Origin of the sequence: uncultured Mobiluncus sp. (assembly GCF_947087965.1) — a bacterium.
GTDB lineage: Bacteria > Actinomycetota > Actinomycetes > Actinomycetales > Actinomycetaceae > Mobiluncus.
On record NZ_CAMUES010000005.1, the window covers coordinates 23,257 to 49,133 of the forward strand.

The following is a 25,877-nucleotide window of genomic DNA, read 5'->3' on the forward strand; positions in this document are numbered from 1 at the left end:
TCAGTCAGGCCTTGGCAAAACAGATATTGACCAGAGGTCTGTAAGACATTATCATAATAATGTAAGACGTTGATCGCTGGAAGGTGTCAAATGAGTTCAGTTACAATCCGCGTTGATACTGCTACGAAGGAGGCTGCTGCCTCCATCGCAGAGGACTTTGGCTTTGATTTATCTTCTGTTACCCGCGCTTTTTACCGCCAGATGGTGCGGGAACGGCGCATTCCACTGAACCTGTCCTACCCAGAGCCCAACGAGGAATCGGAAAAATCGATTCACGAAGCCGAGGAAATCATCGCCCAAGGCGGCACGGGGCGTTTCAAAAATGCCCAAGAAATGTTTGACGACCTGGGGATTTAATATATGTCACCGCTCATTCCTGATTACACCTCCAGCTTTCAACGCGATATTAAATCTCTAAAACGTAAGCATCGAGACACGACTGTGTTGCATGAAGTAATCAGGCTCATTCTCGAAAATACCCCGGCATCTCATGATGAGCTGCGTCGACGACACAACGCACATACGTTAAAAGGTAGTTGGGCAGGAAGCAACGAATGCCATGTGGCAAATGTTGGTAATTGGCTCTTGGTGTGGCGCACGGGCAACGGCATCGCCGTGTTTCAACGCACCGGCAGCCACGACGACATCTTTCGGTGAATAATTTGTCGCTGGTCGGCGGACGTTATCCTAAGTACATCCCCGCCACTGCGCGGGAGTTCCGGGCGGCGAGGTTTTTTGATAGGTTCGAGTCATGTTTACAAACACCCCTGAAACGCCGGACCTGTTGGTGGTTGGTACCGGCTTATTTGGCCTCACCATCGCCCGCGAAGTCGCCGAAGCTGGATATAAGGTTGTCATGATTGACCGTCGGGCCCACTTGGGCGGCAACGCCTGGTCCGAGCCCGAAGCCCAGACCGGCATTGAAGTTCACAAGTATGGCGCTCACCTGTTCCACACTTCCAACCAGCGAGTGTGGGACTACGTCAACCGCTTTACCAAGCTTACGCCTTACATTCATAAGGTTTACACGACCGTCCACGGCGAGGTTTTCCCCATGCCCGTGAACCTCGGCACCATCAACCAATTCTTTCACGCCGCCTACACTCCCGACCAGGCTCGCGCACTCATCGCCCGGCAGGCCGAGGAAATCCAAGGCGAGGATGCCAACGAAAACTTCCGCACGAAAGGCATCTCCCTGGTCGGAAAACCGCTGTTCGAAGCCTTTTTCGAGGGCTACACCGCGAAACAATGGCAGACCGACCCCACCGAGCTCCCGGCCTCCATTGTGTCCCGCCTCCCGGTTCGCTACAACTACGACAACCGCTATTTCAACGATTCCTACGAGGGTTTACCGGTTGACGGATACGGTGCTTGGCTGACGAACATGGCCACCCACGAAAACATCACCGTCCACCTGGACGTAGACTTTTTCGATGAAAACCCCAACAACCCTTGGTCAAAAACCGCTACGGTCGGGCGTATTCCTGTCGTCTACACCGGGCCGATTGACGAATACTTTGCCTACAGCGAGGGCGAGCTGGGGTGGCGCACCATTGACCTGGAACTGGAGGTGAAACCGACTGGGGATTTCCAAGGCTGCCCCGTCATGAACTACGGAGACCCCTCCGTCCCCTACACGCGCATCCACGAATTCCGCCACTTCCATCCCGAACGCGCCGACCGCTACCCTGCGGATAAAACCGTCATCGCACGGGAATATTCCCGCTTTGCCCAGCGCGGCGACGAACCGTACTACCCCATCAATAAGGACACCGACCGCCAACGCCTGGTGAAGTACCGCGAACTGGCAGCCGCCGAACCAAACGTACTGTTCGGCGGACGTTTAGGTACGTACAAATACTTGGATATGCACATGGCTATCGGGTCTGCCCTGGCACGCGCCGAAGCGGTAGTGTTGCCGCATCTGCGCGGGGAACGCCCCTCCATTTCTTTTGTGGCCGGACAGGACGATTAACCGGAGGATTCGCTTTACCCGGTGAAAAATCAGATATTTCGCTACCATTAACTCAGGTAAAACCCGATTCTCCGGTCAGGCACCCGCCCACCGCGTCGGGAACCCTGCAGATTCTCCGCCCATCGACCCCGGCGAACCAGCCAACCGCGCAGGCCAGCCTATACCGAGAGGACAGCTTTGGAACACAACATACCCTTAGCCATCGCCCTGCAGGTGGTCGGGTCGTTTTGTTTCGCCCTCGCTGCCCGGTATCAAAACAGCGCCATCCGCCACGAGGTCAAACACAACCAAAGCCGGCGGCGCTTGAAGTCCGACCAGCTCCTGGCGAGCCTGAAAAACCGCCGGTGGTGGCAAGGATTATTGCTGATGGGAATGTCTTTGGGGTGTCAGATTACCGCCCTGTTCTTTGCCCCGGTCACCGTGGTGCAGCCCGTGGGGTTGCTGGCTTTCCCCTGGTCCATGATTTTGCAAGCGCGGGTCACGCGCCAGCGGATTCGCAAGCGCGAGGGGGCTTTGGTCGCGATGACGGTGCTGGCCACCGGCCTTTTCACTTTCCTGGTGTCCTACTATTCCGCGCCGGATCAACCCTTGACGACTATAAAAGTCTTTATCGGCGCCATCACGATTTATATTCTGGCCGGGTCTTTCGGGACGTTGGGCGCAAAAGGGCCGCGCGTGTGGCGCTCTTTTTTTTGGGGCAGCGGTGGGGCTATGTTTTACGGTCTGGAAGCCTCGCTGGTGCGTACTCTCATCATTTTTGTGCGCCAGCATAACTGGGCTGACAACCCGATGTTCTGGATAGTCCTGGTGGTTTTGGTCATTGGTTCGATGACCGCCGGCTGGATGGTGCAGCAGGGTTACGCCACCGGACAAGCCGAACTGGTCGTCGCCTCAATGACCATCACTTCTCCCATCATCGCAGTGTGCTTCGGCATCGCCGTCCTGGGTGAGGGCAAGAACTTCACCGCTGGAGTCACATTGGGGATTATCGCCTGTGGGCTGGTCTCCATCGCCGGGATTGTCGGGCTGACCCACTTGAAAGCCCATCAACCCATAGTCTTAGAACACACCGCCGGAATCGCTATCGATTCACCCTCAGCTCAAGAGGAAAAGGCCGACCCGGCGAACCGTTCGGACGGGCCCGGCGCGCCAGAGCCGGACACCCCCACCGCAAGTTAGTTAAACCGATAGAGGTGTTGGGCCAGGCGGTAGGTCTTAACCGCGGCCCACTTCAGCGGCGGTTTCTTAACGCTCGAACCCATAACCAGCGGATGACGCTTTAGGTTGCGTGCCATGCGCGGGCTCTTGGCGTAAATGTGTTTCCACATCTCATCACGCATTCGCAACGCTTCGTGATCGCCACGCAACAGCGAGAAAGCGGAAGACGCCGTAACAATCAGCGCCAGGAAGCCTTCCATATACTTTGCCAAGCGCGGGTTAGGAACGTCGTCGGGCAAGGTGTAGGCATCGACCAGCGCCCGGGTCACCCGCATCTGTTGATCGAGTCGACCCAGCATAACAGTCTCGTTGACGGACTGGTCATCACGCCCGATAAAGTAGTGATACAGGTCAACCGGTAAATAGTACAGTTTCTTAACATAAGGGAGGGGAACGTAGACAAAAATGTTATCTACATAGAACGTGTGCTTAGGCATGACCATCCCGGATTCTCGCAGCACCTGGGTGCGATAAACCGTGGAGTGCATCAGGATGTTTTGCCCCACCCCGAAGTTTCCGACCTGATTCCAGGTGATAACCCGGTTCAGCGGCAGGGCGCGATTGTAGCGGATAACTTTGCGCGAACCCGTCAACACGTGCTCGTAAACATAATTACAGACAACCAGGTCAACCTGCTCATTATGTGCCAGGAACGTTCTCAGCTTGGACATCAGCAGGTTTAATCCGACCCGATCCAGCCAGTCATCCGAGTCAACCACCTTAAAATACCGGCCGCGAGCCGCCTGCAAACCCGCCATCACCGCGCCGCCATGACCGGCATTCTCCTGGTGAATGACCCGAATTTTGTCGGGCATAGCCTGCGCCCACTTGTCGGCTTTCTCTCCGGTGTGGTCCCGAGAACCGTCATTAACAATGATGATTTCGGTGTCCTCACCCGCCCCAATCATCGAGGAAATACAGGCGTCCATGTAATCTTCGGAGTTGTAGCACGGAATGACAAAAGTCAGGGTAATGTCTCGATCTGCCAAATCATCAGTACGGTCATCGGTTTGCGCGGTAATATTCGTTTCTGCCATCAGGTTCCCTCACTAGGATTTCGTTGTTATTTCGTCAGTCCCCGTCCGTCGGGGAAGGGCTCATTCGTCCGTCATTACCACGTGTAACCCACCCACCATGCGGGCAATCAAGTTGTAAATCACGGCAGCCAGCCAGCTCAGTACAGTCAAAATAATAATCTGGAGTACGCCAAAAATCGCGACCAGAGCAATTGTCCGGCTAAACGTCAAAGCGTCAACCAGGTTCACCAATGCAGTCGCGGACAGCGCCTGTAAAAAGCCTTGCATGGAGGAAAATACGTGCAGCATGTCCAGCACAATCCACAACACGATAGACGCAACCAGCATGACTACGGACAGCGCGACCGCGACCAGGAACCCAATCTTCATGGCCGACAGCGGATTGATGCGGGACAAAGTCAGCTTCACGCGGCGCACGTCAGGCAAATCAGCGGCTTCCTCGCGTTCCTGCATTCGCTTCGCTGCCTCCATACGCCGGGCCTCCCGGGCCGCTTCCCGCTCGGCTTTCTTGGCAGCCTTGGCGGCCGCGCGATCGTCGACATAACTTTTCGCTGGGGTGGGAACTGGGGTTTCAGACTCCTCAGCCTCATCGGGTTGACCGTCAGTCGAGGGTGCATCCACTGGTGATTCCTGCGGGGTTTGACCTGTCAAGCTGGCCGTGTCTGCCGGCGGAGGCGGAGGAACCGGATTTGTCGCCTGACTATCGGCCTGCAAAGCACCTGAATAGGGGTCGGCGTGGCCCAGCTTGGCCCAGGAGACGCTGGGATCCTCGCTATCCTCAGTCGTATCGGGATTGGGGGCGGGATTATTCCCGTCAGAATTTCCGTTTATCCGCATGTTCCATCCCCTTCAGATGTTTTCTCGATTTTAGAGCCTAGCCACCGGCGGCTCAATTCATAATCCTGGGTTCTCACTGTGACGATTTAGAGGACTTTTGCAATATATCGCACAAAGTGGGAAATCCCGCATCGATTATTCTCGCTATTCCTCCAGCTGCGAATCATTGTCCACATTGAGGGTAATAGCGATGACTTTGTCACCCTCATCAGCCCGGGAGAAAATCACGCCCTGAGTGTTGCGCCCGGTCCGGCTGACTTCATCGACTCGGGAACGCACGATTTTGCCTCCCGCCATGATGACCAGCACTTCCGAGTCCTCCTCGGTGACCAGCGCGCCGACCAGGTCGCCACGAGCCTCAACCAGGTTCGCGACCTTAATCCCCAGGCCGCCGCGGCCTTGCACTCGGTATTCCGACAGCGCCGTGCGTTTCGCAAATCCGCCCTCGGTCACCACGAACAGGTCCGCGCCCTCACGCACCACGTCCATGGTCAACAGCTCATCCTTGGTCCTAAACCGCATCCCTGTCACGCCGGACGTGGCCCGACCCATCGGGCGCAGCTGCTCATCGCTGGCGGTAAACCTTAAGGATTGACCGTGACGAGACACCAAAATCAGGTCATCGGTCGCGTCCGCCAGGCACGCGGAAACCAGCTGATCCGCCTCCCCGGCATCGTCCTCGCGCAGTTTAATCGCAATCAACCCGCCGGTCCGGTTCGTGTCGTAATCGGTCAGCCGAGTCTTTTTCACGAACCCGAGCCGAGTCGCCAACACCAGGTAGGACTTGTCCTCAAACGAGGAAACCTGCAGGACCTGGGCGATACGTTCCTCGGGCTGGAAAGCCAGCAGGTTCGCCACGTGCTGACCCTTTGAGTCGCGCCCGCCTTCGGGAATCTCGTAGGCTTTCGCGCGATACACCCGACCGAAGTTCGTAAAGAACAGTAGCCAGTCGTGCGAGGAGGTCGTAAAGAAATGCTCGACCTGGTCCTCTTCGCGCAGCGTCGCGCCTTTAATGCCTTTGCCGCCGCGATGTTGGGATCGGTAAGCGTCGACCCGCGTGCGTTTCGCGTAACCGCCACGCGTGATGGTGACCACCACGTCTTCTTCGGGAATGAGATCCTCCATCGACATTTCCCCATCAAAAGGCACGATGGTGGTCTTGCGTTCGTCGCCCCACTTTTCGGTGATTTCGCCCAGTTCCTCGGACACAATGGCGCGCTGGCGTTCAGGGCGAGCCAAAATGTCTTCATAGTCGGCGACTTTCGCCTCTAATTCGGCGTGTTCGTCCAAAATCTTTTGGCGCTCCAAGGCGGCCAACCGGCGCAGCTGCAAAGCCAGAATCGCGTCAGCCTGAACCTCGTCCACCTTGAGGAAATCCATCAACCCGACCCGGGCGTCTTCTGCGGTTGGAGAACGGCGAATCAACGCGATAACTTCATCGAGCGCATCCAAAGCCGCCAGGTAGCCTTGCAAGATATGCAGCCGTTCCTGGGCTTTCGCCAACCGGAAAGCGGTGCGGCGTTTGATGACATCGACCTGGTGGGCGGTCCAATAGTGGACAAAACCGTCAATAGACAGGGTCCGGGGCACCCCGTCAACCAGCGCCAACATGTTGGCGGGGAAGGAATCTTGCAGCTGGGTGCGTTTATACAGGTTATTCAGCACGACTTTCGGAACAGCGTCGCGTTTCAGCACCACCACAATCCGGGTCCCGGCCCGATCCGACGTTTCGTCACGAATATCCGCAATGCCCTGCAACTGGCCGTCTTTGACCAGCTGCGCAATCTTAACCTGCAGGTTATCGGGGTTGACCTGGTAGGGCAGCTCGGTCGCCACCAGGCAGGTGCGCCCGTTGAGTTCCTCTACGTTAACCACCGCGCGCTGGGTGATGGAACCGCGGCCGGTCCGGTAGGTTTCCTCAATCCCGCGCCGACCCAGAATTGTGGCGCCGGTGGGGAAATCCGGGCCTTTGATGCGCTGCAAGCACGCCTCGAGCAACTCTTCACGGGTAGCTTCGGGGTTTTGCAGATACCATTGGGCGGCGTCCGCGACTTCCCGCAAGTTGTGGGGCGGAATCCGGGTCGCCATGCCCACCGCGATACCCTCCGACCCGTTAATTAGCAGGTTCGGGATACGGCTGGGCAGCACGGTCGGTTCTTGGGAGCGCCCGTCATAGTTGTCCATGAAATCGACGGTGTCCTCGTCAATGTCACGCACCATTTCCATGGCGAGGGCCGCCATCTTGCATTCCGTGTACCGAGGCGCGGCCGGGCCGAGGTTACCAGGGGAACCAAAGTTACCTTGACCAGCCACCAAGGGGTAACGCAGCGACCAGGGCTGCACCAACCGGGCTAGTGCGTCATAGACCGACAAATCCCCGTGCGGGTGGAAGTGACCCAAAACGTCGCCCACCACGCGCATACACTTGGAATACCCGCCGTTCGGACGGTATCCACCGTCATACATGGTGTAGATGACGCGACGGTGTACCGGTTTCAGCCCATCGCGCACATCGGGCAGGGCGCGGCCCACGATGACGCTCATGGCGTAGTCCATGTAGGACTTTTTCATCTCTTTTTCCAAATCCACCTGCATGACGCGGGGGGATTCCGCCTCGGTAATCACGGGGGCATCAGGATGAAGGATGTCCTCGACTTCGGAATCGTTGTTGTCTTGGTTATCAGCCATTTCCCTTGTCTTTCAATAGCTTGGTGAGAGTTTCACCGTGGCTTGTGGTTGTCGTTCGCTTAGATATCCAAGAACCGCACGTCTTGGGCGTTGCGTTGGATAAAGGCGCGCCGCGAACTCACGTCCTCGCCCATGAGCAGCGAAAATACTTCGTCAGCGGAAGCAGCCTCGTCCATCGTGACCTGTTTCAACAGTCGCACGCTGGGATCCATCGTGGTTTCCCACAGTTCCTGGGCGCTCATCTCGCCCAGGCCCTTGTAGCGTTGAATCCCGCCCTCCTTGGGCATTCGCGCCCCGGAGTCCAGGCCCAAGCTGACGAGCTTGTCCTTTTCCTTGTCGGAATAGACGAACTGGTGAGGTTTGTTGGACCACTTCAGGCGGTAGAGCGGCGGGGTGGCCAGGAACACGTGACCGTTCTCGATGAGCGGACGCATATAACGGAACAGCAGGGTCAGCAGCAGGGTGGTGATGTGTTGCCCGTCCACGTCAGCGTCCGCCATCAGCACAATTTTGTAGTAGCGCAGTTTCGACAGGTCGAAATCCTCGCCAATCCCGGTGCCAAAAGCGGTGATGAGGGATTGGATTTCTTTGTTGTCCAAAGCGCGGTCCAGGCGGGCTTTTTCTACGTTGAGGATTTTGCCGCGCAACGGCAGGATAGCTTGGTGAGCCGGGTCGCGCCCCGCCACCGCTGAACCGCCTGCCGAATCGCCCTCGACCAGGAAAATTTCGCATTCGGAAGCGTCCCGGCTGGAGCAATCCCGCAGCTTACCAGGCATTGAGAAGGAATCCAGAGCGGTCTTGCGCCGGGTTGCGTCCCGGGCTTTCCGCGCCGCGTTACGGGCCTGCTGGGCGGACTGGGCTTTGGAAATAATCGCCTTACATTCCGCCGGATGCGCATCGAACCAGTCCCCCAGCTGGGAATATACGGTTTGCTGTACGAAAGTGCGGGCCTCGGTGTTGCCGAGTTTCGTTTTCGTCTGACCCTCAAACTGGGGGTTGCGGATTTTCACAGAAATCACGGCGGTTAAACCCTCACGGCAATCGTCGCCGGAGAGATTTTCGTCTTTGTCCTTAATGAAGCCTTTTTCCCGGCCCACCTTGTTCATCAGCGAAGTTAGCGCCGCGCGGAACCCTTCCTCGTGAGTGCCGCCTTCGGTGGTGTTGATGGTGTTGGCGTAGGTATAGATGGATTCGGAGTAAGCGCTGGTCCACTGCAGGGCGATTTCCAGCGCCATCGCGTTGTCGGTGTCCTCTACGCTGGCCTCAAAATCGATGATTTCCTCGTGAATGACCTCGGATTTTTTGGTGGTGTTGATGAAATGCACGTAGTCGTGCAGACCGTTTTCGTAACAGTAAGACACCGAACGGTGCCCGACCTTGGGAGAATCCGCCTCCCCGTCCTGATCCCCGGTCACGAAGTCGCCTTCCGCAGTCACGTTGGGGCGTTCATCAGTGAGGGTGATGCGCAGTCCCTTGTTCAGGAAAGCCATCTGTTGGAAACGGGTCCGCAGGGTTTCATAGTCAAACTCGACAGTTTCAAAAATGTCCGGGTCCGGGTAAAACACCTGAACGGTACCGGTTTCATCGGTGGGTTCGCCGCGGCGAAGCGGCTGGATGACTTTGCCCCCGTCACCAAACTCGATATGCCATTCGTAACCGTCACGCTTTACGGTGGTCAAAATCCTCGTGGACAGGGCGTTTACCACCGAAATGCCGACCCCGTGCAAGCCACCGGACACCGCGTAGGACGAGCCGCCGAACTTGCCTCCCGCGTGCAGAATCGTCATGACAACTTCCACCGTGGGGCGGTGTTCACTAGGGTGTTCCGCCACCGGAATACCACGGCCGTTATCAGCCACCCTCACCCCGCCGTCAGCTTGTAAAGTCACCTCAATATGGTCACAGTACCCAGCCAAAGACTCATCGACCGAGTTGTCTACCACCTCATAAACCAAGTGGTGTAAGCCCCGCTCCCCGGTGGATCCGATGTACATACCGGGCCGGACTCGCACTGCTTCCAGGCCTTCGAGGACCTTAATGTCAGAAGCGTCATAGTGCTCCTCGGGCGTTTCAAAATCGCTCACGTTCGTGTCTCCTTTTTTCGGCTTTTTCGCCACTATAATCCTATCGAATTTTTTGGCGATTGCCCTTTAGAGACGCGTAAAGAGGGATTTAACAGGTTTTATGTAAAATTATGGCAAACCGGGTTTGTGGGTTCTGCGGGCCGTAAATCCCGGCTTTAGAGTTCTGGCAAGTTTTGTCATCAGGCCGGTTGGCCCGGTTTTATCCGTAGGTGTCGCGCGGTCCGCGCCCCGGAACGCTGCGCGGTCCGTGATTCCAGGACGGCACTTGGGGGCCTCGGATAATGATTTGGTTCACCACTCCCGCCCCGAGTTGCCGGGTCAGTTGTTTGAGCAGTTCGGGAAGTAAAAATTTCAGCTGGGTGGCCCAAGCGGTGGAGTCGGTACGGACGATGAGTTTGCCTCCCTCGAAACTCTCTACTGTGGAATGGGCCGCGACCTGGGCGCCGACATATTCTTCCCAATGTTTTTTTACGTCCGCGATTTCTAGCGGGGTCTGCCACCCCAGGCGCCGAGCCAGATGTCCCAGCAGGAATCCGGCCTGTTGCGGGTCATTCCGGGAAGGACGCGACAGGTCGGTAAAACTGGCGGTGGCCGGTCCCGGAGCGGCCAGCTGCTCGATGCGCTCCGGGGTCGAATCGAGGCTTTTGGCCAGGTCAGAGTAATATTTTTTCGCGATTTCGCGGTCCAGCCATTCCCGTTCGCTCAAACTGTCCGCGTCTGGCTCGGTGGTGGAGAACCCGCGCACTTTCCCGGTGAGAGGATAAAAGCCCTGGCTGAACATGAGTTCCCGGTAGCGTTTTACGGCGCGGCGCGGCAGGGGGGAATGCATGGTGGGATACAGCCCGGAATAGTCGATGCCTTTAGCCACGACTGACCCCCCTCCCTGCTGACGGTGACTGCCCCGCCATTATTCTGACATTATTGCAAAAAATCCGGTGCCGCTCCCTGACCGAGAGGCTCTACGCTACTTTCACGGGTTTCTGGGTCGAGGGTAACGCGGTAAAAAGCGGCGTGCAGGGCATCGGGAATTTCGGTTCCGGTAGCGGAAGTAATAAACACCTGGTCGGCCTGGTCAATAGCCCACAGGAGGGCGGCGCGGCGCTGTTCATCGAGTTCGGCAAACACGTCATCTAACAGCAACACCGGGGCATCGGCAAAATTCTCGCGCAGCAAGGAAAACTCCGCCAGACGCAGACTCAAAGCATAGGACCAGGACTCGCCGTGCGAGGCAAACCCTTTGACTGGCAAGCCGTGCAAGTGCAGCTCCAGTTCGTCACGATGCGGACCGACCAGGTTGACTCCACGCCGAGCCTCATCGGCGCGGCGCTGGATCAGGGCTTGGCGAAACGCGGTTGTCAATAAATCCGGGTCTGACCACAGGTTTTGCTGTTCATCTGGGGGCAGATCAAGGGTTTTCGTGACACTATCCGCATATGTCAGGCCCACCGGGGCGCTATGTCCGGCAATCCGGGCGTACACCTGGGGCAGATACTCGCCCAACAGGCTTACCACCCGCGCCCGTTCACTCATGATTTCCACCGCCGCCGGCACCAGGGCATCGTCCCAGATAGACAGCTGGATTTCATCTATCGGCGCGCGGCGCTTCGCCAAGTCTTTTAAGTAAGCTCCGCGTTGACGGGCGACTTTCGTGTATTCGCTCAACGCCCCGGCCAAGGTCGGGCGCAGCTGGATAGCGATGCGGTCCAAGAAAGTGCGGCGCGTAGCGGGATCGCCTTGGACCAGTTGCAAATCTTCGGGGGCAAACAGCACTGTAGACAGGTGTCCCAGCAGGGCGCGCGGGCGCACATTGTGCCGGTTTATCATGGCACGATTGGCCCGGCCGGCCAACAGTTCCATCTCTAACAGTTCCCCGTTAGCCTCCGGGTCCGCGATGTCGCTACCGGGATGAATCCGAGCCCGAATTACTCCCGCGCGCGGTAGCGCGGGTGAGCTGGCCGGGTCTCCGGTTTCGCGAAAAATCAAACCCGCATCCGTGCCAATTCGGTGCGAAGCCAACACGGCCAGGTAGTTTATGGCCTCTAGCAGGTTCGTTTTGCCCTGCCCGTTGGCACCGACAAACACGTTGGTTCCCGCCGGAAAGTGCACAATTACCTGACGGTAGGAACGAAACCAGTCCAGAGCCAGGTCGGAAACAAACACGCGCCCCCCTGAAACCTCACTTGACCGTGTCGAAAACTTCTAAATGCTGGTGCGGATGGGCATAATCAGGTAGCGGAACGTCAGGTTATCCTCGCCCGTTTCTTCCTTTTGACCAGTAATGACCACGGGTTTCGCCTCATCTTTGAATGACAGGCGCGCATAGGGTTCATCGATGGCGCCCAGGCCTTCCAGCAGCATTCGCGAGTTGAAAGATACCGCGATGTCCGGGCCGTTCAGCAGGGCGGGAATCGTATCACTTGCGCTGTTCTCACCGCCGTTGCCCGCCAGGAACTCTAGCTGACCGGAGGTAAAGCGCAGGGAAATCTGTTGATTAGAGAGGTTCGAGGACACAATCGCCACGCGCTTGGCCGTTTCGATGAACTGATCGACCTGGACCACGGCCGTAACATTAATCGGTTCAGGGAACAGACGGCGCACGTCAGGATAATTTCCGTCGTTAATCTGGGATGTAAACACCCGACCGTTCGCGGCCAAACCAATCAAGGAAGCGGGACTGTTGGCTGAACCCACCGCGATTTCGACATCGCCGGCGGTAGCAATGTTCTTTGCCGCATCGCTCAAGTTCTTGGCTTTCACCACCAGGTCTTGATTACCGCCCTGACCACCGGCCCACGGCATTTCCTTTAACGCCATCCGGTAACGGTCTGTCGCCAAGAGATAGAGCTTGTCCGGGCGCACCTCCAAGGAAATGCCCGTCAACAGCGGCAACGTTTCATCACGAGAGGCGGCCACCGCGACTTGTGAAATGGAATGAGCAAAAGCGGCGGCATCGACCTTCCCGACACTTTCGGGCAACTGCGGCAGAGGCGGGTATTCCTCAGAATGCATCATGATGAGGTTTTGTTTGAAAGAACCGCAGGTGATGTGCAGGTAGTTGTCCTCTGTAGCGAAGGTCACCAGGTCAGCTCGAGTCGGCAAGGCTCGTGCCGTTTCGCTGAGCAGTTTGCCGTCTACTACCGCCACACCGGGCTCAGTGACATCTTCGGCCGCGACCGTCACACGGGAAGAAACTTCGTAATCATAGGAGGAAAACTCGACCCCGTCCTCTCGTGCTTCGATGCGTACCCCGGAGAGCACCGCCACCGCCGGACGAGGTGAAATGGACCGGGAACTCCATGCCACAGCTTCTGCCAAAGTGTCGCGTCTCAACACGAGTTCCATGAAATTCCTCCCAAATGCTAAATGTTGTTATACAAACTCTAACCCAAAACCGCATAGTTGAGTACTCCCGTAGTTTGCCGAATTTGCTACCACGGGCACGAGATTCACGAGCCCCGACGATTCTTTGATGAAGGCAGAGAGGCGCAAAATAATTTAAAAAATAATTACCTACATAACCGGTGTGAATTCTGTGTAAAACCCGATTTTGCTAGGTGGGAGTTCGGAATCACAAATCTGTAGTTCAGTTGATAACCTTCGGGATAAAATCAGCGGGCCTGTGGATGAAATGCTGTCCACATTTTCTTCCACAGGCAATCCCCGAAAAATCCCGTTCTCATCCCCAGCCTTGTCCACACCCGGTGGTTTGGACTGGATTTCAGGTGTGGGAGACGTCTGAAGTGGGGTTTTGTGCCGTTCCGTTCGGGGTCGCGGGGGAGGACCCTAGCGACATCGAGGGAGCACCCTCCCCCATCGCGTCTCCGCTTCGCTCTCGCCGCGATAGGGCCCCCTCCCCAGCGTCGTACGGGTTCCTCCCCTCGCTCCCCTCCCGGTTCCCGGCGTTTGTTTAGTGAAAGTAACACAAGGCTCGACAGATTCCCCGCGACCTTAAACCGGTATACCGTAACTACACTCCATACCTCCCCGTGACCTTGAGAAATACTTTCCGCAACGACCTTGTGCACAAAAAAATGCGGCCGAGGTGAGAGAAACGTGAGGCGAGAAACTGTTGGAAAACAGCTGGAACTAGGATTCGCGGGTGGCGCGGCGCACCGCATCGGAAATGTCGGAAACCGACTTAAACGTTTGGGTGTCTTCCTTCATGGAGGCTGCGACCTTTTTATTGGCGTGCATGACGGTCGTGTGATCGCGACCCCCGAAAGCGGCTCCGACCTGGGGAAGTGACAAATCAGTCAGTTCCCGGCACAGGTACATAGCGATTTGACGCGGCCCCACCACGGTGCGCGAGCGGTTCGCCGAGAGCAAGTCCTCGGACTTCAACGCAAAATATTGGGCGGTGCAGTCAATAATCATCTCTGGAGTGATTTCTTTGGCGCCCTTGCCGGTCATCAAGTCGCGAATCGCCAGTTTTGCGGTTTCAATGGTGGCGGGGACGTGGTTCAGCGACCAATACGCTGTCACTCGAATCAACGCACCTTCCAAAGCACGAATGTCCGAATCGACGTTAGACGCGATGAACTCCGCCACATCGTCGGGCATCTGCAGGTTTCCGGCCTGGGCTTTTCGGCGCAAAATCGCGATGCGCGTCTCTAGACTGGGGGGCTGAATATCCGCCATCAAACCCCACTCCAGGCGGGAACGAACCCGTTCTTCAAACCCCTTCAGCTCCTTGGGAGCCACATCAGACGTGATGACGACCTGTTTTTGCGCGGTGTGCAGCGTATTAAAAGTGTGGAAGAACTCCTCGAGGGTTTGTTCTTTGCCGGCTAGGAACTGAATGTCGTCGATGAGCAGGAAGTCGACTTCTCGGTAGCGAGCCTGGAAATCGGCGAAAGTCTGGGAGGCGATGGCGTTGATGAACTCGTTGGTGAACTCCTCGGAGGAAATGTATTTCACCTTCGATTCGGGATATAGCTCCAGGGCGTAGTTACCGATGGCGTGCAACAGGTGGGTTTTGCCCAATCCCGGACCGCCATAGATAAACAGCGGATTGTAGGCTTTTGCCGGTGAGGCAACGACCGATTCCGCGGCCGCAGCGGTAAACGAGTTCGAAGAGCCGATGACGAAAGAGTCGAAAGTGTAGGTCGGGTTTAGTCCCGTGTTCGAGTCGATGTGCAGGACTTGGTGGCTTTCCCCAGGTTCCCACACGGGTGCAGCGGGGGCGCTCGGCTGGACGGGCAGGGGTTGGACGGATTCATAAGTTTGGGGTGCGGGCACCACGTTGCCTAGGTTTTCGTCCACCGTCACAATCAGGTTGTTAATGGGGCGATTCAAGACCTCACCAAAAGTCGTTGTAAACAGTTCGTAGTATTTCGACTCAATCATGGTCTTGACGTCGTTGCTGGATACCGCTAAAACTGCCGCGTCCCCGGATTCTCCCAAACCTTTGGATTGGCGAATGAGCGCTAAATCAAAGTCCCCAATCTTGCCTGAAGCACTGAGATTTTGTAGTGCTTGGGCCCAAAAATCGGTTGGTCCAAGGTCAGCGTTAGCTCCGCTTTCCCAGGCCGCATTGTCCACGGTAAGTATCTCCTCGGCAGTTGCTTTTATCCAGATAAAACTGAATAAATCTTGCCACTCTTTGGTGGAATCCACAAAGTTATCCACAACCTGTGGACAAAGTTACAACCATGTAACTCCGTAATGAGGTGCAGTTACATCCACGTTTTCCAATTATTTCCGGGCCAATCCGCTCGGTCGGACTTTTGCGCTAATTTGCAACGAACCTGTTACCTGGGCTAAATTGGAGCTTCGTCTTATGACTTAACTGCGGCTCGGGATTACCCGGGATTATTTTTCAGGAGAAAAAAGTGACTAAGCGGACTTATCAGCCCCATAATCGTCGCCGCGCCCACAAGCACGGCTTCCGTAATCGTATGGCCACCCGTGGGGGACGGGCGGTTATTAGCGCTCGGCGTCGCCGCGGCCGGAAGCGTCTGGCGGTCTAAGCCCAAGCTAATGCTGGCCAAAGCAAACCGGCTGACTCGCGCCCAGGACTTTCGCCTAGCAATGCGCGAGGGGTGCCACGCTCACGGCCCTAACCTGGTGTTCCATCAATATGTCGGAATGGGAGATGAACCGGCTCGCATCGGTTTCGTTGTAGCCAAGCGGTTTGTAAAGCACGCTACCGGACGTAATCTCATTAAGCGCCGTTTGCGCCACCTGGTGCGCGATCGCCTGGTGGAGTTTCCGGCGGGTTCTCTAAATGTGTTTTATGCCAAAGCCGGCATTGCTGAGGCGGATTATTCGCAGCTGGACAAGCAAGTCGGGACGGTGTTGCAAAAGATGGCCCGTAAACGCCACCAGGTTTCACTCGGTTCGCCGCATCCCGGTTCGTCAAGTTTCCAGCACGGTAATGGCCGGTAAAGTTAGGATAGATGCGGTGTTAACAGGCAAGACATTGTTGCGGTGGGGTTGGAATCTGCCGGCAAACTTGGCACGCTTGCTGATTCACATCTATCAACACACTTTGTCAAAAGCGTTCGGACCGGTGTGTAAGTATTATCCCAGCTGTTCGCACTATGCGGATCTGGCACTGCAAGTACACGGACTGTGGAAAGGCTCAGCGCTGACCCTGTGGCGGTTGCTACGGTGCAACCCCTACTCTGACGGTGGCGTGGACTACCCTCCGGTCAAAGGTTCCTGGACTAATCCGTGGACTGAACCTGGCAGCGTCAGCGCCCAAACTTATGACCTAATGCCCGGTCAAAACTCACTGTGGAGCGCCTGGGTGAGAGGGGAAACTATGGAAATGAAAGAAGGAATGGTGTCATGCTGCTGAGCCTGGTCCCGGCTGCTGGGGAAGCCAAATTGTCCCTCTATGATCAGATTTTGTACCCCTTTATGTGGGTGGTGGGCTGGATTTTGCGCGGTGTCCACGAGTTGCTGGAACTGTTAGGGGTCAAGTCCGGTGCCGGCATTGGCTGGGTACTGGCCATCATTGGGATGACTATCGTGGTGCGCCTCATCATCGTGCCACTGTTCATCAAACAGATTAAAGCCTCGCGCGCCATGAGTCTGGCGCAACCCGAATTGACCGCAATCACCAAGAAATATAAGGGCAAGCGCGACCAACAGTCCATGATGCGCCAGCAGGAGGAAATGAAAGCCGTGCAAAAGAAGTACGGCGCTTCCATGTCGGCCTCATGCCTGCCCCTTTTGGTTCAGATGCCGGTACTGTTCGCGCTGTATCGCTTGCTTTACTACATGTCCTCGGTCGCACAAGGGACCATGCCTGAACACGATTCCATCGGGGGGATGGGTCAGGAGCAAGCCAAAGCGCTGTGGGATTCCACCTTCTTTGGCGAATCGTTGGGTCAGACTATGTTTGGTCCGACATCTACCGTCCAGACCAAGATTGTTATCGGCATTATGGTGGCTTACCTGGTCGTGACCATGTTTGTGCAGACGGCGTTCCTGTCGATGAAGAATATGAGTGACGAACAGCTGAACTCGGATAACCCGATGGTGAAGTCCACGAAGTCCATGATGTACTTCATGCCGCTGGTGTACCTGTTCACCGGCCCGGTCGTGCAAGTGGGATTGCTCATTTACTGGGTGACCTCTAACACGTGGAGCTTGGTGCAGCAGTACTTCATGATTCGGGCCTACCCCACTCGCGGTTCGGCAGCCGCTCGGTGGCGCACAGACGCTCATGAACAGAAATTCGATAAATACCGCGCTGAGCAGGAAAAACAACTCGAAGCCGAGTTGAAAAAGATTGAGCTGAATGAGGTGGGCCTTAATCAGAAGGGCGTTCAGGTCGCGATGCGGGAAGCCCGGTTGGCTCATATTCGCCAGTTAGAGAAGCGCCGGATGGAGCTAGGGTTGGACGAAATGAACTTCGGTTCGGTTGACGCCCAGGGTAAAGGTGGCAGGCAGCAGCGGATGCAGCCGGGTCAGAAGGGTTGGGACGAGTACCGGGCTCAGTTTGATCAAGATAAGGCAGAGGCCGTCGCCGAGGCGGGGCCTGATCCGGACGAAGTCGGCAAGGATGGCCTGACCGCCAGCCAACGAGCCACCAAACAAGCAGAAAGACGCGCAGCAGAGCGTAAAGCGAAGCAAAAGAAGTCAAAAAAGAAGCAAGGGAACAGATAGACACGATATTTTCAGGGCAGCACGACGCACGGCGTAGCCTGGGAATCGAGGAGCATAAACATGAGTGAATCAATGGACGAGTTGGACATTATTGAGGAAGGTACCGAAGTCGTTGCCAATCGCGCCTCCAAAATGGAGCGACTGGAAAACGAAGGTGATTTGGCAGCTGATTATTTAGAGGAACTGCTGGACATTGTCGATTTGGATGGCGACATCGAGATTGATGTTGAGAACGGACGCGCCTTAGTAGAAATCGTTACCGGGGACACCGAACCGGATCGTCGTTTGAAGCGGCTCATTGGCCGGCACGGCGAAGTGTTGGAAGCCCTGCAGGAACTGACCCGCCTGGCAGTACAGTCTCAAACCGGGGAACGTTCCCGGTTGATGCTCGATATTGCCGGTTACCGTTCCAATCGCCGCCTCGAGTTGCGCGAACTCGTGGAGCGCTTGGGTGCGCAGGTCCAGGAAACTGGCGAGCCGGTCCAGCTCAATCCTATGAATCCGTTTGAACGCAAGGTGTGCCACGACAAGGCCGCGGAAATGGGTTTGTATTCCGAATCCGAGGGCATAGCCCCCAACCGCTATGTCGTTCTGTCGCTTGACGAAGGCGATGATGAGGACTACGAGGACGAGCCTTTTGACGATTTGGACGCTGAAGCCCAGACCCCGGACGATGAAGTTCTCAACGATGACTCGGACGTTTCGGCTGACGAAGCTTAACCGTTAGAGGCTCGCAGAGAGACTGACCGTGACAGATTCAGCTGAGGATGAGCTGGCCCAGGACACCCAGGGTGAGATTCAGCTCGAGCCGGAGCCGGAGGGCCTGGCTGATGTCTTTGATACCAGCGCCGAACAGATGCGCTACTTTGCAGACCTGCTCAGCCACGAAGGCTTGGAGCAGGGTTTGCTGGGACCGCGCGAGGCTGGTCGTATCTGGAGTCGCCACCTTTTGAACTGCTGGGTACTCAGCGAGTTTTTGCCTGAGGGTGTGCAGGTCGCTGATGTCGGTTCGGGAGCGGGTTTGCCCGGTTTGGTGCTGGCTATCGGTAGACCGGATTTGAGTATGACATTGATTGAGTCCATGGCCCGGCGCTGTGAGTGGTTGCAGTTTTGCGTGGAAGAACTCGGTCTGGATAACGTGCGGATTCGTAACGCTCGTGCTGAGGACCTTCGCGGGAAACAAGCGTTTTCCTATCTGACGGCGCGGGCGGTCGGCAACCTTTCGACACTGCTGGGCTGGACGGCGCCGCTGGTGAAAAAGCACGGCACGATGCTGTTCTTAAAAGGCGCCTCGGTCGAATCAGAGATAGACAAAGCGAAAGCCAACTACGTGTTTGCAAAACAAAAGGTATCCCTGCCCGAGGTGCTCACCGTTTCCACACCTTTGACCGGAGAACCAACCCGCGTGGTGCGGCTGGCTAAGAAATAAGCAATTGTTTCACGTGAAACATTTTGCTCCGGCGTTATCCTGCTCTGTTTTGGGGCCAATGGGAGGACAAATGTGAGGCATTTTTGTGTCATCGGTTTGTTTAATTTGCTCCGAACATAGCCGGTTGGCCCGCTTGGTTGACCTGTGAAAACATTTGTCAACCGGCGCAACCACGCGGAATACCTTGTGGACAAGGTGTGGATAAGTTTTCGGCAATCTTGAATTTTTTCGTGGTCACCCATGAAGTAGACTGGAAGGAAAGAAGGGAGTTTTATGGTGGCAGAAAACGAACGGCCTAAGGTCGTAGTCCCCCATCAAATCGAGCGTCCGGATTCCATTCACCGGACCTTGCGTCCGCGGGTGCCTACCTCCGAGAACGAGACCCCCATCGCTCGTGAACTGCGCAAATCAATGGAGATGCGCCAGGCAATCGCCTCCGAGGATACTCCCCAGTTGCGTCACAATCACATCGTGGCGGTTGCTAACCAAAAGGGTGGAGTCGGCAAGACGACAACCCTGGTTAATATGGCTATGAGTTTGGCGCAGCGTGGCGTGCAGGTGCTGGTCATTGACACTGACCCGCAAGGCAACGCTTCGACTGCCTTGGGCATCGACCACCATGTTGGCAACCCCTCACTCTATGATGTTTACACCGGGCATTCTACCCTGGCGGAAGTCGCTCAGCCTTGCCCGCAACAGGAATCCCTCTTGGTCGTACCCGCCACCGTGGATTTGGCAGGAGTGGAAATGGAACTGGCCGATCAGGCGGACCGCAGTTTTTATCTGCGCGAAGCCGTCAAGTCTTACTTGGCGGATAAGTCCGGTTGTTTGGTTTTCATTGACTGTCCCCCTTCGCTGGGGCTGTTGACCGTCAACGCATTTTGTGCCGCGCATTGGGTCTTAATTCCGGTGCAGGCGGAGTACTACGCCCTGGAGGGAATTTCCCTGCTGACTGATACCGTGGGCAAGATTCGCGATGCCTTGAATCCTCACTTGGAAGTGTTGGCCTTCCTCATCACCATGTTTGATAAGCGCACGAATCTGGCTGCCCAAGTCGAAGCCGATGTGCGCTCGCACTATCCCGAACAGACTTTACCTACCAACATTCCGCGTCAAGTTGCTATCTCCGAAGCTCCCTCCTGGGGTCAGACCGTCATCACTTACGAAAAGAATTCGCCAGGTTCGCTGGCTTATCAGATGGCGGCGTTAGAACTGTTGGGGAAATTAGCGGCGAAGGAAAACTGACACATGGCGAAAAAACGGGCTTTAGGTAGTGGTCTGGGAGCTTTGATTCCCGGTGCGCAGTCGCAGCCGCGGGGTGTGGACGTGCTGGTTCCGCCCAAGCCAGGGACGAACCCGACCAAGAGCAACGACAAGGTCCACGAGTTGTTGAGTCCCGATGCGATGCAGCGCAAATCGGCAAACGCGCCGGACACCTCCCTGGTGCCGGTTCCCGGCATGACCGTGCAGGAACTTCCTATCGCGGCGATTAGCGCCAACCGAGCCCAGCCCCGCGAGGTGTTCGATGAGGACGCTTTGGAGGAACTGGCGAATTCGATTCGCAGCGTCGGTATCTTGCAGCCCGTCACCGTGCGTCAGATTGGCACCGGCAAGAAACCTCAATACGAGCTGGTCATGGGGGAGCGGCGTCTGCGTGCGGCCAAGCTAGCGGGGCGTACCACGATTCCGGCCATCATTCGGGAGACTGCTGATGATGAGATGCGGGTCAACGCCCTGCTGGAAAATATCCAACGCGTGAACCTGAACCCGCTGGAAGAAGCCGCCGCTTACCAACAGATGATTGAGGAACTCGGGGTCACCCAAGAAACCCTGGCGAAGCGACTGTCGCGTTCCCGTCCCCAGATTGCCAATACGCTGCGACTGCTCAAGCTGCCCGCGGAGGTACAGGTGCAGGTGGCAGCCGGGGTGCTGTCCGCAGGTCACGCCCGCGCCCTGCTGGCGCTGGATGATGCCGCCGCGATGACGCAACTGGCACAGCGCATTGTGGCCGAGGGCTTGTCGGTACGCGCCACCGAGGAAATCGTAGCGGTGGGCGATAATGACTCGGCCAAGACCACCGAGCCGAAAAAGCGCCAGACCACCCCGCTCAGCCCAGACATGATGGAAATGAAAGCTCATTTGGAAGACATCTTGCAAACGCGGGTAAACCTGCAAATCGGGAAAACCAAAGGCAAGGTCACCATTGAGTTTGCCGATGGCGATGATTTGGCGCGGATTGCCAAAATTATTGGCAGCCGCTAAGGCAGTGGATGCCACACCGAGCGGCACAGAGTTCAGGCAGGCTGTGCGCCAGCCGCAGGGTTGATACCGGCCACGGCGGCAGGGACGCAACTGTTTCACGTGAAACATTACCCTAGTCCTGGCCGCGGAAACGAAGGCAGTCCCCGAGTGTCCTGGTGAAACAAAGTAGGGGAAACTAATCGAGTAATCAGGTGACCGGGCTTGTGAAAACTAATCGAGGCGCGAGAATGACGGCTCCCCTAGAGAACTCGTGAAGTACAGCTAGGCGGATTTGGCGGTAGAAACCGCAGACACGGCTTCACCGTTAGCAATCAGGGCTTTTTCCTGTTCCACGGTCAGGGCCAGGCGTCGAATGCCTTCGCGGATTTGTTCCTCTGGAGGATAGCAGTAGGCGATGCGCAGATAATCGGAGCCGCGTCCGTCCGCATAAAAAGCTGTGCCCGAGACGTAAGCGACCAGGTTTTGCACGGCGCGGGGCAGCATCGCGTTCGTGTTGAGGCCCGCGGGGAAATGAACCCAGGTGTAGAAGCCGCCGACTGGGTGTGTCCAGGTGCAATCCGGGAGGTATTTCTTAAGGGCTTCCAGGGTGGCGCGAGCCCGACCACGATACATGACGCGGAATTTGTCTACTTGACCGTACCAGTCGAAATCTTGGAGGTATTTAGAGATAGACATTTCGGCAGCCATCGAAGGAGTCAGGATAGCGGTTTCGTTAGCGACCACCAGTTTGTGCGTAATCTGGTCGGGAGCCAGCGCCCACCCGATACGAAAACCAGGGGCGAACATCTTGGAGAAAGAACCCAGGTAGATGATGCCATCGGGGTTGAGGGGCTGCAGGGCTGGATAGAGATGGCCGTCAAAACCGAGCAGGCCGTAGGGGTTGTCCTCCAAAATCAGCAGGTGGTGGCGTTGGCAAATTTCCACGATTTGCGGACGGCGCTGTTCAGTCAGGGTCATGCCGCCGGGGTTGTGAAAATTCGGGACGGTATAGAGGAACTTAGCCGGGCGACCAGCCTTTTCCAGCTCGGTCGCGGCTTCGTCCAGAGCCTCGGGAATGAGGCCATCGTGATCCATTAAAACGTGATGTACATCACACTGATAGGAGTGGAACACCGACAAGGCGCCGACATAGGAGGGGGCTTCCACCAAAATCGGATCGCCGGGATCCACAAAAAGCTGCGTGACCAGGTCTAATGCGTGTTGAGAACCGGCAGTGATAGTGACGTTGGCGGCGGAGGCGTGGATGCCTTCCAAGCTCATAATGTCGGTGATTTGCTCGCGCAACACTTCCAAACCCTGACCGCCACCGTACTGCATAGCGGTGGCTCCGTCTGTTTCGAACATCTGCTGGAAAGAACGCGCAATCTGGTGCAGGGGCAAGTCTTTTAGGTTTGGCATGCCGCCGGCCAGAGAAACCACCTCCGGGCGGGAGGCTACGGCAAACAGGGCTCGAGTCTCGCTGATTTTCAGGTTGCTGGCGCGCACCGAGAATCGATCCGACCAGTCGGTTTGGCTCATTACAGAATCAGAAGTCATAAACACGTTCCTTTGAGATATTTCCTGCAAGTTTACGCTGGGGTGAAACTGAGCCAAAATTTCGGGAAGACACACCGGGACACGAAAGCGGTCCTGCGCTGGGCCCGGGAGAAAGGAGTAAAGCCGGAAATCCCAGCGAAGGACCGCGGAGTAGTGTGTGTCTCTCCATTGTAATGGCTGAAACGCAAACGCGGAGGCGAATTCGTTTTCAGTGACGCAGAAACGTCACAACAGGGGCTATTGAGACGGTTCGTCTGAAACCTCAGGCGAGGGCGGCTTCAATCTCTGATTTGAACTGAGAGCGGGGCCGACCCCCGATAATCTGATGAATGACCTTGCCGCCCTTGAAAATGTTAAAGGTCGGAATGGCGGAAACGCCGTACTGAGCCTGGATTGACGGGTTGTTATCAACGTCACACTTGGCGACTTTTAGACGATCGCCAAAGTCAGCGGCAATCTGGTCCACAATCGGCGCCATCTGACGGCACGGACCGCACCAGACGGCCCAGAAATCCACCAGCACCGGAACGTCAGATTCCAAAACCTCGGCGGCGAAATTGCTTTCGGTGACTTCAATTGCTTCGGACATAGTCATTTTCCTTTCTGTTATGTTTCATGTCCCACCCGGTAGGGTAACCGGCCGGAAAATCTGTGTTGGGCTCAGAGGTTGATCTGAGCGTCTTGGTCGTTAATGTAGCGATCCGCATCGATGGCGGCGCGGCAACCGGAAGCCGCAGAAGTCACCGCTTGGCGATAAATCGCGTCCGTGACGTCACCGGCGGCAAACACGCCCGGCATGGAAGTTCGTGTGGAGGGAGAATCGACCCAAATATTGCCTTGGGCATCCAACTGTAACTGATTGCTCACCAGCTCGGTGCGCGGCAGGTGACCAACAGCAATAAAGATGCCGCCGACCGGTACAGTCTTGGTTTCCCCGGTTTGCACGTTTTTGAGAGTGACAGATTCGACCTTGTCCGTGCCGTTGATGGATTCAACAACCGTGTTGAACTCGAAGGAAATTTTATCTTCCTTAAACGCCTTGGCCTGCATAGCTGCGCTGGCCCGCAACTCATCCCGACGGTGCACCACCGTAACCGAGGAGCCGTAGTGGGTCAGGAACACGGCCTCCTCCATCGCAGAGTCCCCGCCGCCGACAACCATAATGGGTTGGTCGCGGAAAAAGAACCCGTCACAGGTGGCGCAGTAAGACACACCGTGACCGGCGTGCTTTTCCTCGCCGGGTACATCCAAAGTGCGGTAACCCGACCCGGTCGCGATAATGACCGTGCGGCCCTGGTGAGTACCCTCATCCGTCACGACAGTCTTAATGTCGCCGCGCAAGTCCAGCTTCAGAGCATCCTCATAGATGACTTCAACCCCGAAACGTTCGGTTTGATCCAGCATTTCCTGCATCAAGTCCGGGCCTTGAATCCCGTCTTTAAACCCGGGATAGTTTTCCACCAGGGTCGTGTTCATCAGCATTCCGCCGATATTCATCGACCCTGCCACCAGCAGTGTTTTCAAGGCTGAACGTCCGGCGTAAATCCCAGCGGTGTAGCCGGCCGGACCCGAACCGATAATAATGACGTCGTACAAAAAGACTCCCTTTGGTAGAAAACTGTAGTTTAAATTTATTGTAGCTGTGAATCCTTACCAAGGGGATAGGATTCGCTGAGAGCCTAGCGAAAAATGTGCCGAAAACTGGCTGACTTGGGCAAAGCCAAATGTCTAACTCTAACCGAGGATCTGTATCTCGGAAATATTCAAACGAAACTCGCCGCCGGCAGCGGTGGGCATCTCGGTACACCACAAGACCAAGCTGTTCGTTTCTACCGGCTGAGCCAGATGATAGGTGACTGTGGAGGACAAGGGTTGAGACCCCAAGACGGTAGCCTCGCGGAAATTCTCGGCATTGCCCTGACGCAGCTCCAGATTGCCACCTGTAGAGGCGGATTTCACCACGACTTTCTTAACCTGTACCGGAGACTCTCCGAGGTTTATCACCAGTCCGTAACCGCGGCCCCCAGTCAATACGGCCGAACGCAGCGCGGCACTGCGCCAAGACGTCTCGGGCTTACCGTCAATAGCTAAGCCAGCCAGTTCCGGATGGTCATAGCCATCGGGCAAACCCGAAACGGAAGCGACACCGGCGATGGGTAGCGGGGTCGGCTCGGCTTCAGGAAGCACCTGCAAATCAGGAACGGGCGATAAGTCGAGGGAATTATCGGTCGGTACTGACGCGGAATGTGGCCAGAACCAGACCAGCAGCGCCAAAATCGTGACCACAGCAACGGCCAGCACTGTAATCTTTAGCGTCAGAGCTGATTCGGCGGCGGAAACTTCCTCATGTTTGGGAGTGTAGTCGGTGGCAGCCTGGCGGGCGTCGCTGATGCTGGTGTTCAAAACTTCGGTGGTTTCGGCTTTCCAGCTGACCCAATCTTTGCGCAGGCGTTTGCGGTCAGCGCCCCAAGCCTTGCCGGTGGTTTCGTCGATGACATCCTCACCGGTCAAGGTGTCTTCATCAGGCACGTCAATGACATTTTCCTCGGATTCAGCCGATTGGGACGGATTGTTGAATAGCGGAGTGGGCTGAGGAGGAACGCCGGTAGAGACAGAGCGAAACACCGGTGTGCCGTTTGACTTGGTGTTATCCACGCCGCCCCCTTAATCTCAGCTGATTTATGTATTTTAGC

Annotated in this window: 24 protein-coding genes; 12 read left to right on the forward strand and 12 right to left on the reverse strand. The window is 56.4% G+C overall.

All coding sequences use genetic code 11. From position 1 onward, the window contains the following. The first annotated feature begins 90 nt into the window (after window positions 1–90). From Q0V70_RS06185 to Q0V70_RS06200, 4 genes are all read left to right on the forward strand, one after another. On the forward strand, window positions 91–357 hold the full coding sequence (locus tag Q0V70_RS06185) for a type II toxin-antitoxin system RelB/DinJ family antitoxin (protein ID WP_296180275.1): 267 nt from the start codon (window positions 91–93) through the stop codon (window positions 355–357). Between the two features lie 3 nt (window positions 358–360). Then, entirely contained in the window at window positions 361–657 is a 297-nt protein-coding gene (locus Q0V70_RS06190; protein WP_297589666.1) for a type II toxin-antitoxin system YafQ family toxin, read from the forward strand. A 94-nt stretch (window positions 658–751) separates the two neighbouring features. Next, window positions 752–1,975, forward strand: a complete 1,224-nt coding sequence (glf, locus tag Q0V70_RS06195; protein WP_297589668.1) for a UDP-galactopyranose mutase — start codon at window positions 752–754, stop codon at window positions 1,973–1,975. 177 nt (window positions 1,976–2,152) lie between these two features. Continuing rightward, a complete protein-coding gene (locus Q0V70_RS06200; RefSeq protein ID WP_297589671.1) occupies window positions 2,153–3,154 on the forward strand; it encodes a DMT family transporter in 1,002 nt (333 codons plus the stop codon). Here the strand turns inward: Q0V70_RS06200 and Q0V70_RS06205 are convergent. From Q0V70_RS06205 to dnaA, 8 genes are all read right to left on the reverse strand, one after another. Next, window positions 3,151–4,230, reverse strand: coding sequence for a glycosyltransferase family A protein (locus Q0V70_RS06205; protein WP_297589674.1), 1,080 nt, complete (start codon window positions 4,228–4,230; stop codon window positions 3,151–3,153). The genes Q0V70_RS06200 and Q0V70_RS06205 overlap by 4 nt on opposite strands. Before the next feature lie 60 nt (window positions 4,231–4,290). Further along, window positions 4,291–5,067: a DUF3566 domain-containing protein gene (locus Q0V70_RS06210; RefSeq protein WP_297589677.1), complete on the reverse strand. Its 777-nt coding sequence runs from the start codon at window positions 5,065–5,067 to the stop codon at window positions 4,291–4,293. 144 nt (window positions 5,068–5,211) lie between these two features. Further along, window positions 5,212–7,755: a DNA gyrase subunit A gene (gene gyrA, locus Q0V70_RS06215; RefSeq protein ID WP_297589679.1), complete on the reverse strand. Its 2,544-nt coding sequence runs from the start codon at window positions 7,753–7,755 to the stop codon at window positions 5,212–5,214. Window positions 7,756–7,814: 59 nt separating this feature from the next. Continuing rightward, on the reverse strand, window positions 7,815–9,839 hold the full coding sequence (gyrB, locus tag Q0V70_RS06220) for a DNA topoisomerase (ATP-hydrolyzing) subunit B (protein ID WP_297589682.1): 2,025 nt from the start codon (window positions 9,837–9,839) through the stop codon (window positions 7,815–7,817). Between the two features lie 199 nt (window positions 9,840–10,038). Next, entirely contained in the window at window positions 10,039–10,707 is a 669-nt protein-coding gene (locus Q0V70_RS06225) for a DUF721 domain-containing protein (protein ID WP_297589685.1), read from the reverse strand. A gap of 50 nt (window positions 10,708–10,757) precedes the next feature. Continuing rightward, complete coding sequence (gene recF / locus Q0V70_RS06230) at window positions 10,758–11,999, reverse strand: DNA replication/repair protein RecF (protein ID WP_297589688.1); 1,242 nt, start codon at window positions 11,997–11,999, stop codon at window positions 10,758–10,760. Window positions 12,000–12,038: 39 nt separating this feature from the next. Then, on the reverse strand, window positions 12,039–13,181 hold the full coding sequence (dnaN, locus tag Q0V70_RS06235) for a DNA polymerase III subunit beta (protein WP_297589691.1): 1,143 nt from the start codon (window positions 13,179–13,181) through the stop codon (window positions 12,039–12,041). A 744-nt stretch (window positions 13,182–13,925) separates the two neighbouring features. Beyond that, the gene (gene dnaA / locus Q0V70_RS06240) at window positions 13,926–15,455 is read right to left on the reverse strand and encodes a chromosomal replication initiator protein DnaA (RefSeq protein ID WP_297589694.1); all 1,530 of its coding nucleotides are present in this window, start codon (window positions 15,453–15,455) and stop codon (window positions 13,926–13,928) included. A gap of 215 nt (window positions 15,456–15,670) precedes the next feature. Here dnaA and rpmH point away from each other — a divergent pair, with 215 nt between their 5' ends. From rpmH to Q0V70_RS06280, 8 genes are all read left to right on the forward strand, one after another. Further along, window positions 15,671–15,808 (forward strand): 50S ribosomal protein L34, encoded by a 138-nt coding sequence (rpmH, locus tag Q0V70_RS06245; RefSeq protein WP_004007802.1) that lies wholly within the window; start codon window positions 15,671–15,673, stop codon window positions 15,806–15,808. 10 nt (window positions 15,809–15,818) lie between these two features. Further along, complete coding sequence (rnpA, locus tag Q0V70_RS06250) at window positions 15,819–16,226, forward strand: ribonuclease P protein component (RefSeq protein ID WP_297589696.1); 408 nt, start codon at window positions 15,819–15,821, stop codon at window positions 16,224–16,226. 16 nt (window positions 16,227–16,242) lie between these two features. After that, window positions 16,243–16,641: a membrane protein insertion efficiency factor YidD gene (yidD, locus tag Q0V70_RS06255; protein ID WP_297589699.1), complete on the forward strand. Its 399-nt coding sequence runs from the start codon at window positions 16,243–16,245 to the stop codon at window positions 16,639–16,641. Further along, the gene (gene yidC / locus Q0V70_RS06260) at window positions 16,632–17,957 is read left to right on the forward strand and encodes a membrane protein insertase YidC (protein WP_297589701.1); all 1,326 of its coding nucleotides are present in this window, start codon (window positions 16,632–16,634) and stop codon (window positions 17,955–17,957) included. Before yidD ends, yidC begins: the two co-directional genes overlap by 10 nt. A 60-nt stretch (window positions 17,958–18,017) precedes the next feature. Beyond that, window positions 18,018–18,677, forward strand: a complete 660-nt coding sequence (locus Q0V70_RS06265; RefSeq protein WP_366126758.1) for a R3H domain-containing nucleic acid-binding protein — start codon at window positions 18,018–18,020, stop codon at window positions 18,675–18,677. A gap of 28 nt (window positions 18,678–18,705) precedes the next feature. Continuing rightward, window positions 18,706–19,386: a 16S rRNA (guanine(527)-N(7))-methyltransferase RsmG gene (rsmG, locus tag Q0V70_RS06270; RefSeq protein WP_297589704.1), complete on the forward strand. Its 681-nt coding sequence runs from the start codon at window positions 18,706–18,708 to the stop codon at window positions 19,384–19,386. Between the two features lie 273 nt (window positions 19,387–19,659). Continuing rightward, window positions 19,660–20,631 (forward strand): ParA family protein, encoded by a 972-nt coding sequence (locus Q0V70_RS06275; protein WP_297589706.1) that lies wholly within the window; start codon window positions 19,660–19,662, stop codon window positions 20,629–20,631. Window positions 20,632–20,634: 3 nt separating this feature from the next. Then, on the forward strand, window positions 20,635–21,648 hold the full coding sequence (locus Q0V70_RS06280; protein ID WP_297589709.1) for a ParB/RepB/Spo0J family partition protein: 1,014 nt from the start codon (window positions 20,635–20,637) through the stop codon (window positions 21,646–21,648). 261 nt (window positions 21,649–21,909) lie between these two features. On the opposite strand, the gene Q0V70_RS06285 is transcribed toward Q0V70_RS06280, so the two are convergent. The 4 genes from Q0V70_RS06285 to Q0V70_RS06300 all read right to left on the reverse strand — a co-directional run bounded on the left by Q0V70_RS06285 (window position 21,910) and on the right by Q0V70_RS06300 (window position 25,839). Further along, on the reverse strand, window positions 21,910–23,184 hold the full coding sequence (locus Q0V70_RS06285; RefSeq protein ID WP_297589712.1) for a PLP-dependent aminotransferase family protein: 1,275 nt from the start codon (window positions 23,182–23,184) through the stop codon (window positions 21,910–21,912). Between the two features lie 262 nt (window positions 23,185–23,446). Beyond that, window positions 23,447–23,773 carry a thioredoxin gene (gene trxA / locus Q0V70_RS06290; RefSeq protein WP_297589715.1) on the reverse strand — a complete coding sequence of 109 codons (327 nt, stop codon included), beginning with the start codon at window positions 23,771–23,773 and terminating at the stop codon, window positions 23,447–23,449. Window positions 23,774–23,844: 71 nt separating this feature from the next. Beyond that, on the reverse strand, window positions 23,845–24,780 hold the full coding sequence (gene trxB, locus Q0V70_RS06295) for a thioredoxin-disulfide reductase (protein WP_297589718.1): 936 nt from the start codon (window positions 24,778–24,780) through the stop codon (window positions 23,845–23,847). A 138-nt stretch (window positions 24,781–24,918) separates the two neighbouring features. Further along, on the reverse strand, window positions 24,919–25,839 hold the full coding sequence (locus tag Q0V70_RS06300) for a hypothetical protein (protein WP_297589721.1): 921 nt from the start codon (window positions 25,837–25,839) through the stop codon (window positions 24,919–24,921). Window positions 25,840–25,877: the final 38 nt, after the last annotated feature.

Excerpts from the sequence above, each read along its gene's own strand:
- gyrA (WP_297589679.1), bottom strand. The coding sequence starts at position 7,755 with ATGGCTGATAACCAAGACAACAACGATTCCGAAGTCGAGGACATCCTT.
- glf (WP_297589668.1), top strand. The coding sequence starts at position 752 with ATGTTTACAAACACCCCTGAAACGCCGGACCTGTTGGTGGTTGGTACC.
- Q0V70_RS06190 (WP_297589666.1), top strand. The coding sequence starts at position 361 with ATGTCACCGCTCATTCCTGATTACACCTCCAGCTTTCAACGCGATATT.
- Q0V70_RS06285 (WP_297589712.1), bottom strand. The coding sequence starts at position 23,184 with ATGACTTCTGATTCTGTAATGAGCCAAACCGACTGGTCGGATCGATTC.
- Q0V70_RS06265 (WP_366126758.1), top strand. The coding sequence starts at position 18,018 with ATGAGTGAATCAATGGACGAGTTGGACATTATTGAGGAAGGTACCGAA.
- yidC (WP_297589701.1), top strand. The coding sequence starts at position 16,632 with ATGCTGCTGAGCCTGGTCCCGGCTGCTGGGGAAGCCAAATTGTCCCTC.
- Q0V70_RS06210 (WP_297589677.1), bottom strand. The coding sequence starts at position 5,067 with ATGCGGATAAACGGAAATTCTGACGGGAATAATCCCGCCCCCAATCCC.
- Q0V70_RS06205 (WP_297589674.1), bottom strand. The coding sequence starts at position 4,230 with ATGGCAGAAACGAATATTACCGCGCAAACCGATGACCGTACTGATGAT.
- dnaN (WP_297589691.1), bottom strand. The coding sequence starts at position 13,181 with ATGGAACTCGTGTTGAGACGCGACACTTTGGCAGAAGCTGTGGCATGG.
- Q0V70_RS06185 (WP_296180275.1), top strand. The coding sequence starts at position 91 with ATGAGTTCAGTTACAATCCGCGTTGATACTGCTACGAAGGAGGCTGCT.
- rnpA (WP_297589696.1), top strand. The coding sequence starts at position 15,819 with ATGCTGGCCAAAGCAAACCGGCTGACTCGCGCCCAGGACTTTCGCCTA.
- trxA (WP_297589715.1), bottom strand. The coding sequence starts at position 23,773 with ATGTCCGAAGCAATTGAAGTCACCGAAAGCAATTTCGCCGCCGAGGTT.
- Q0V70_RS06280 (WP_297589709.1), top strand. The coding sequence starts at position 20,635 with ATGGCGAAAAAACGGGCTTTAGGTAGTGGTCTGGGAGCTTTGATTCCC.
- Q0V70_RS06275 (WP_297589706.1), top strand. The coding sequence starts at position 19,660 with ATGGTGGCAGAAAACGAACGGCCTAAGGTCGTAGTCCCCCATCAAATC.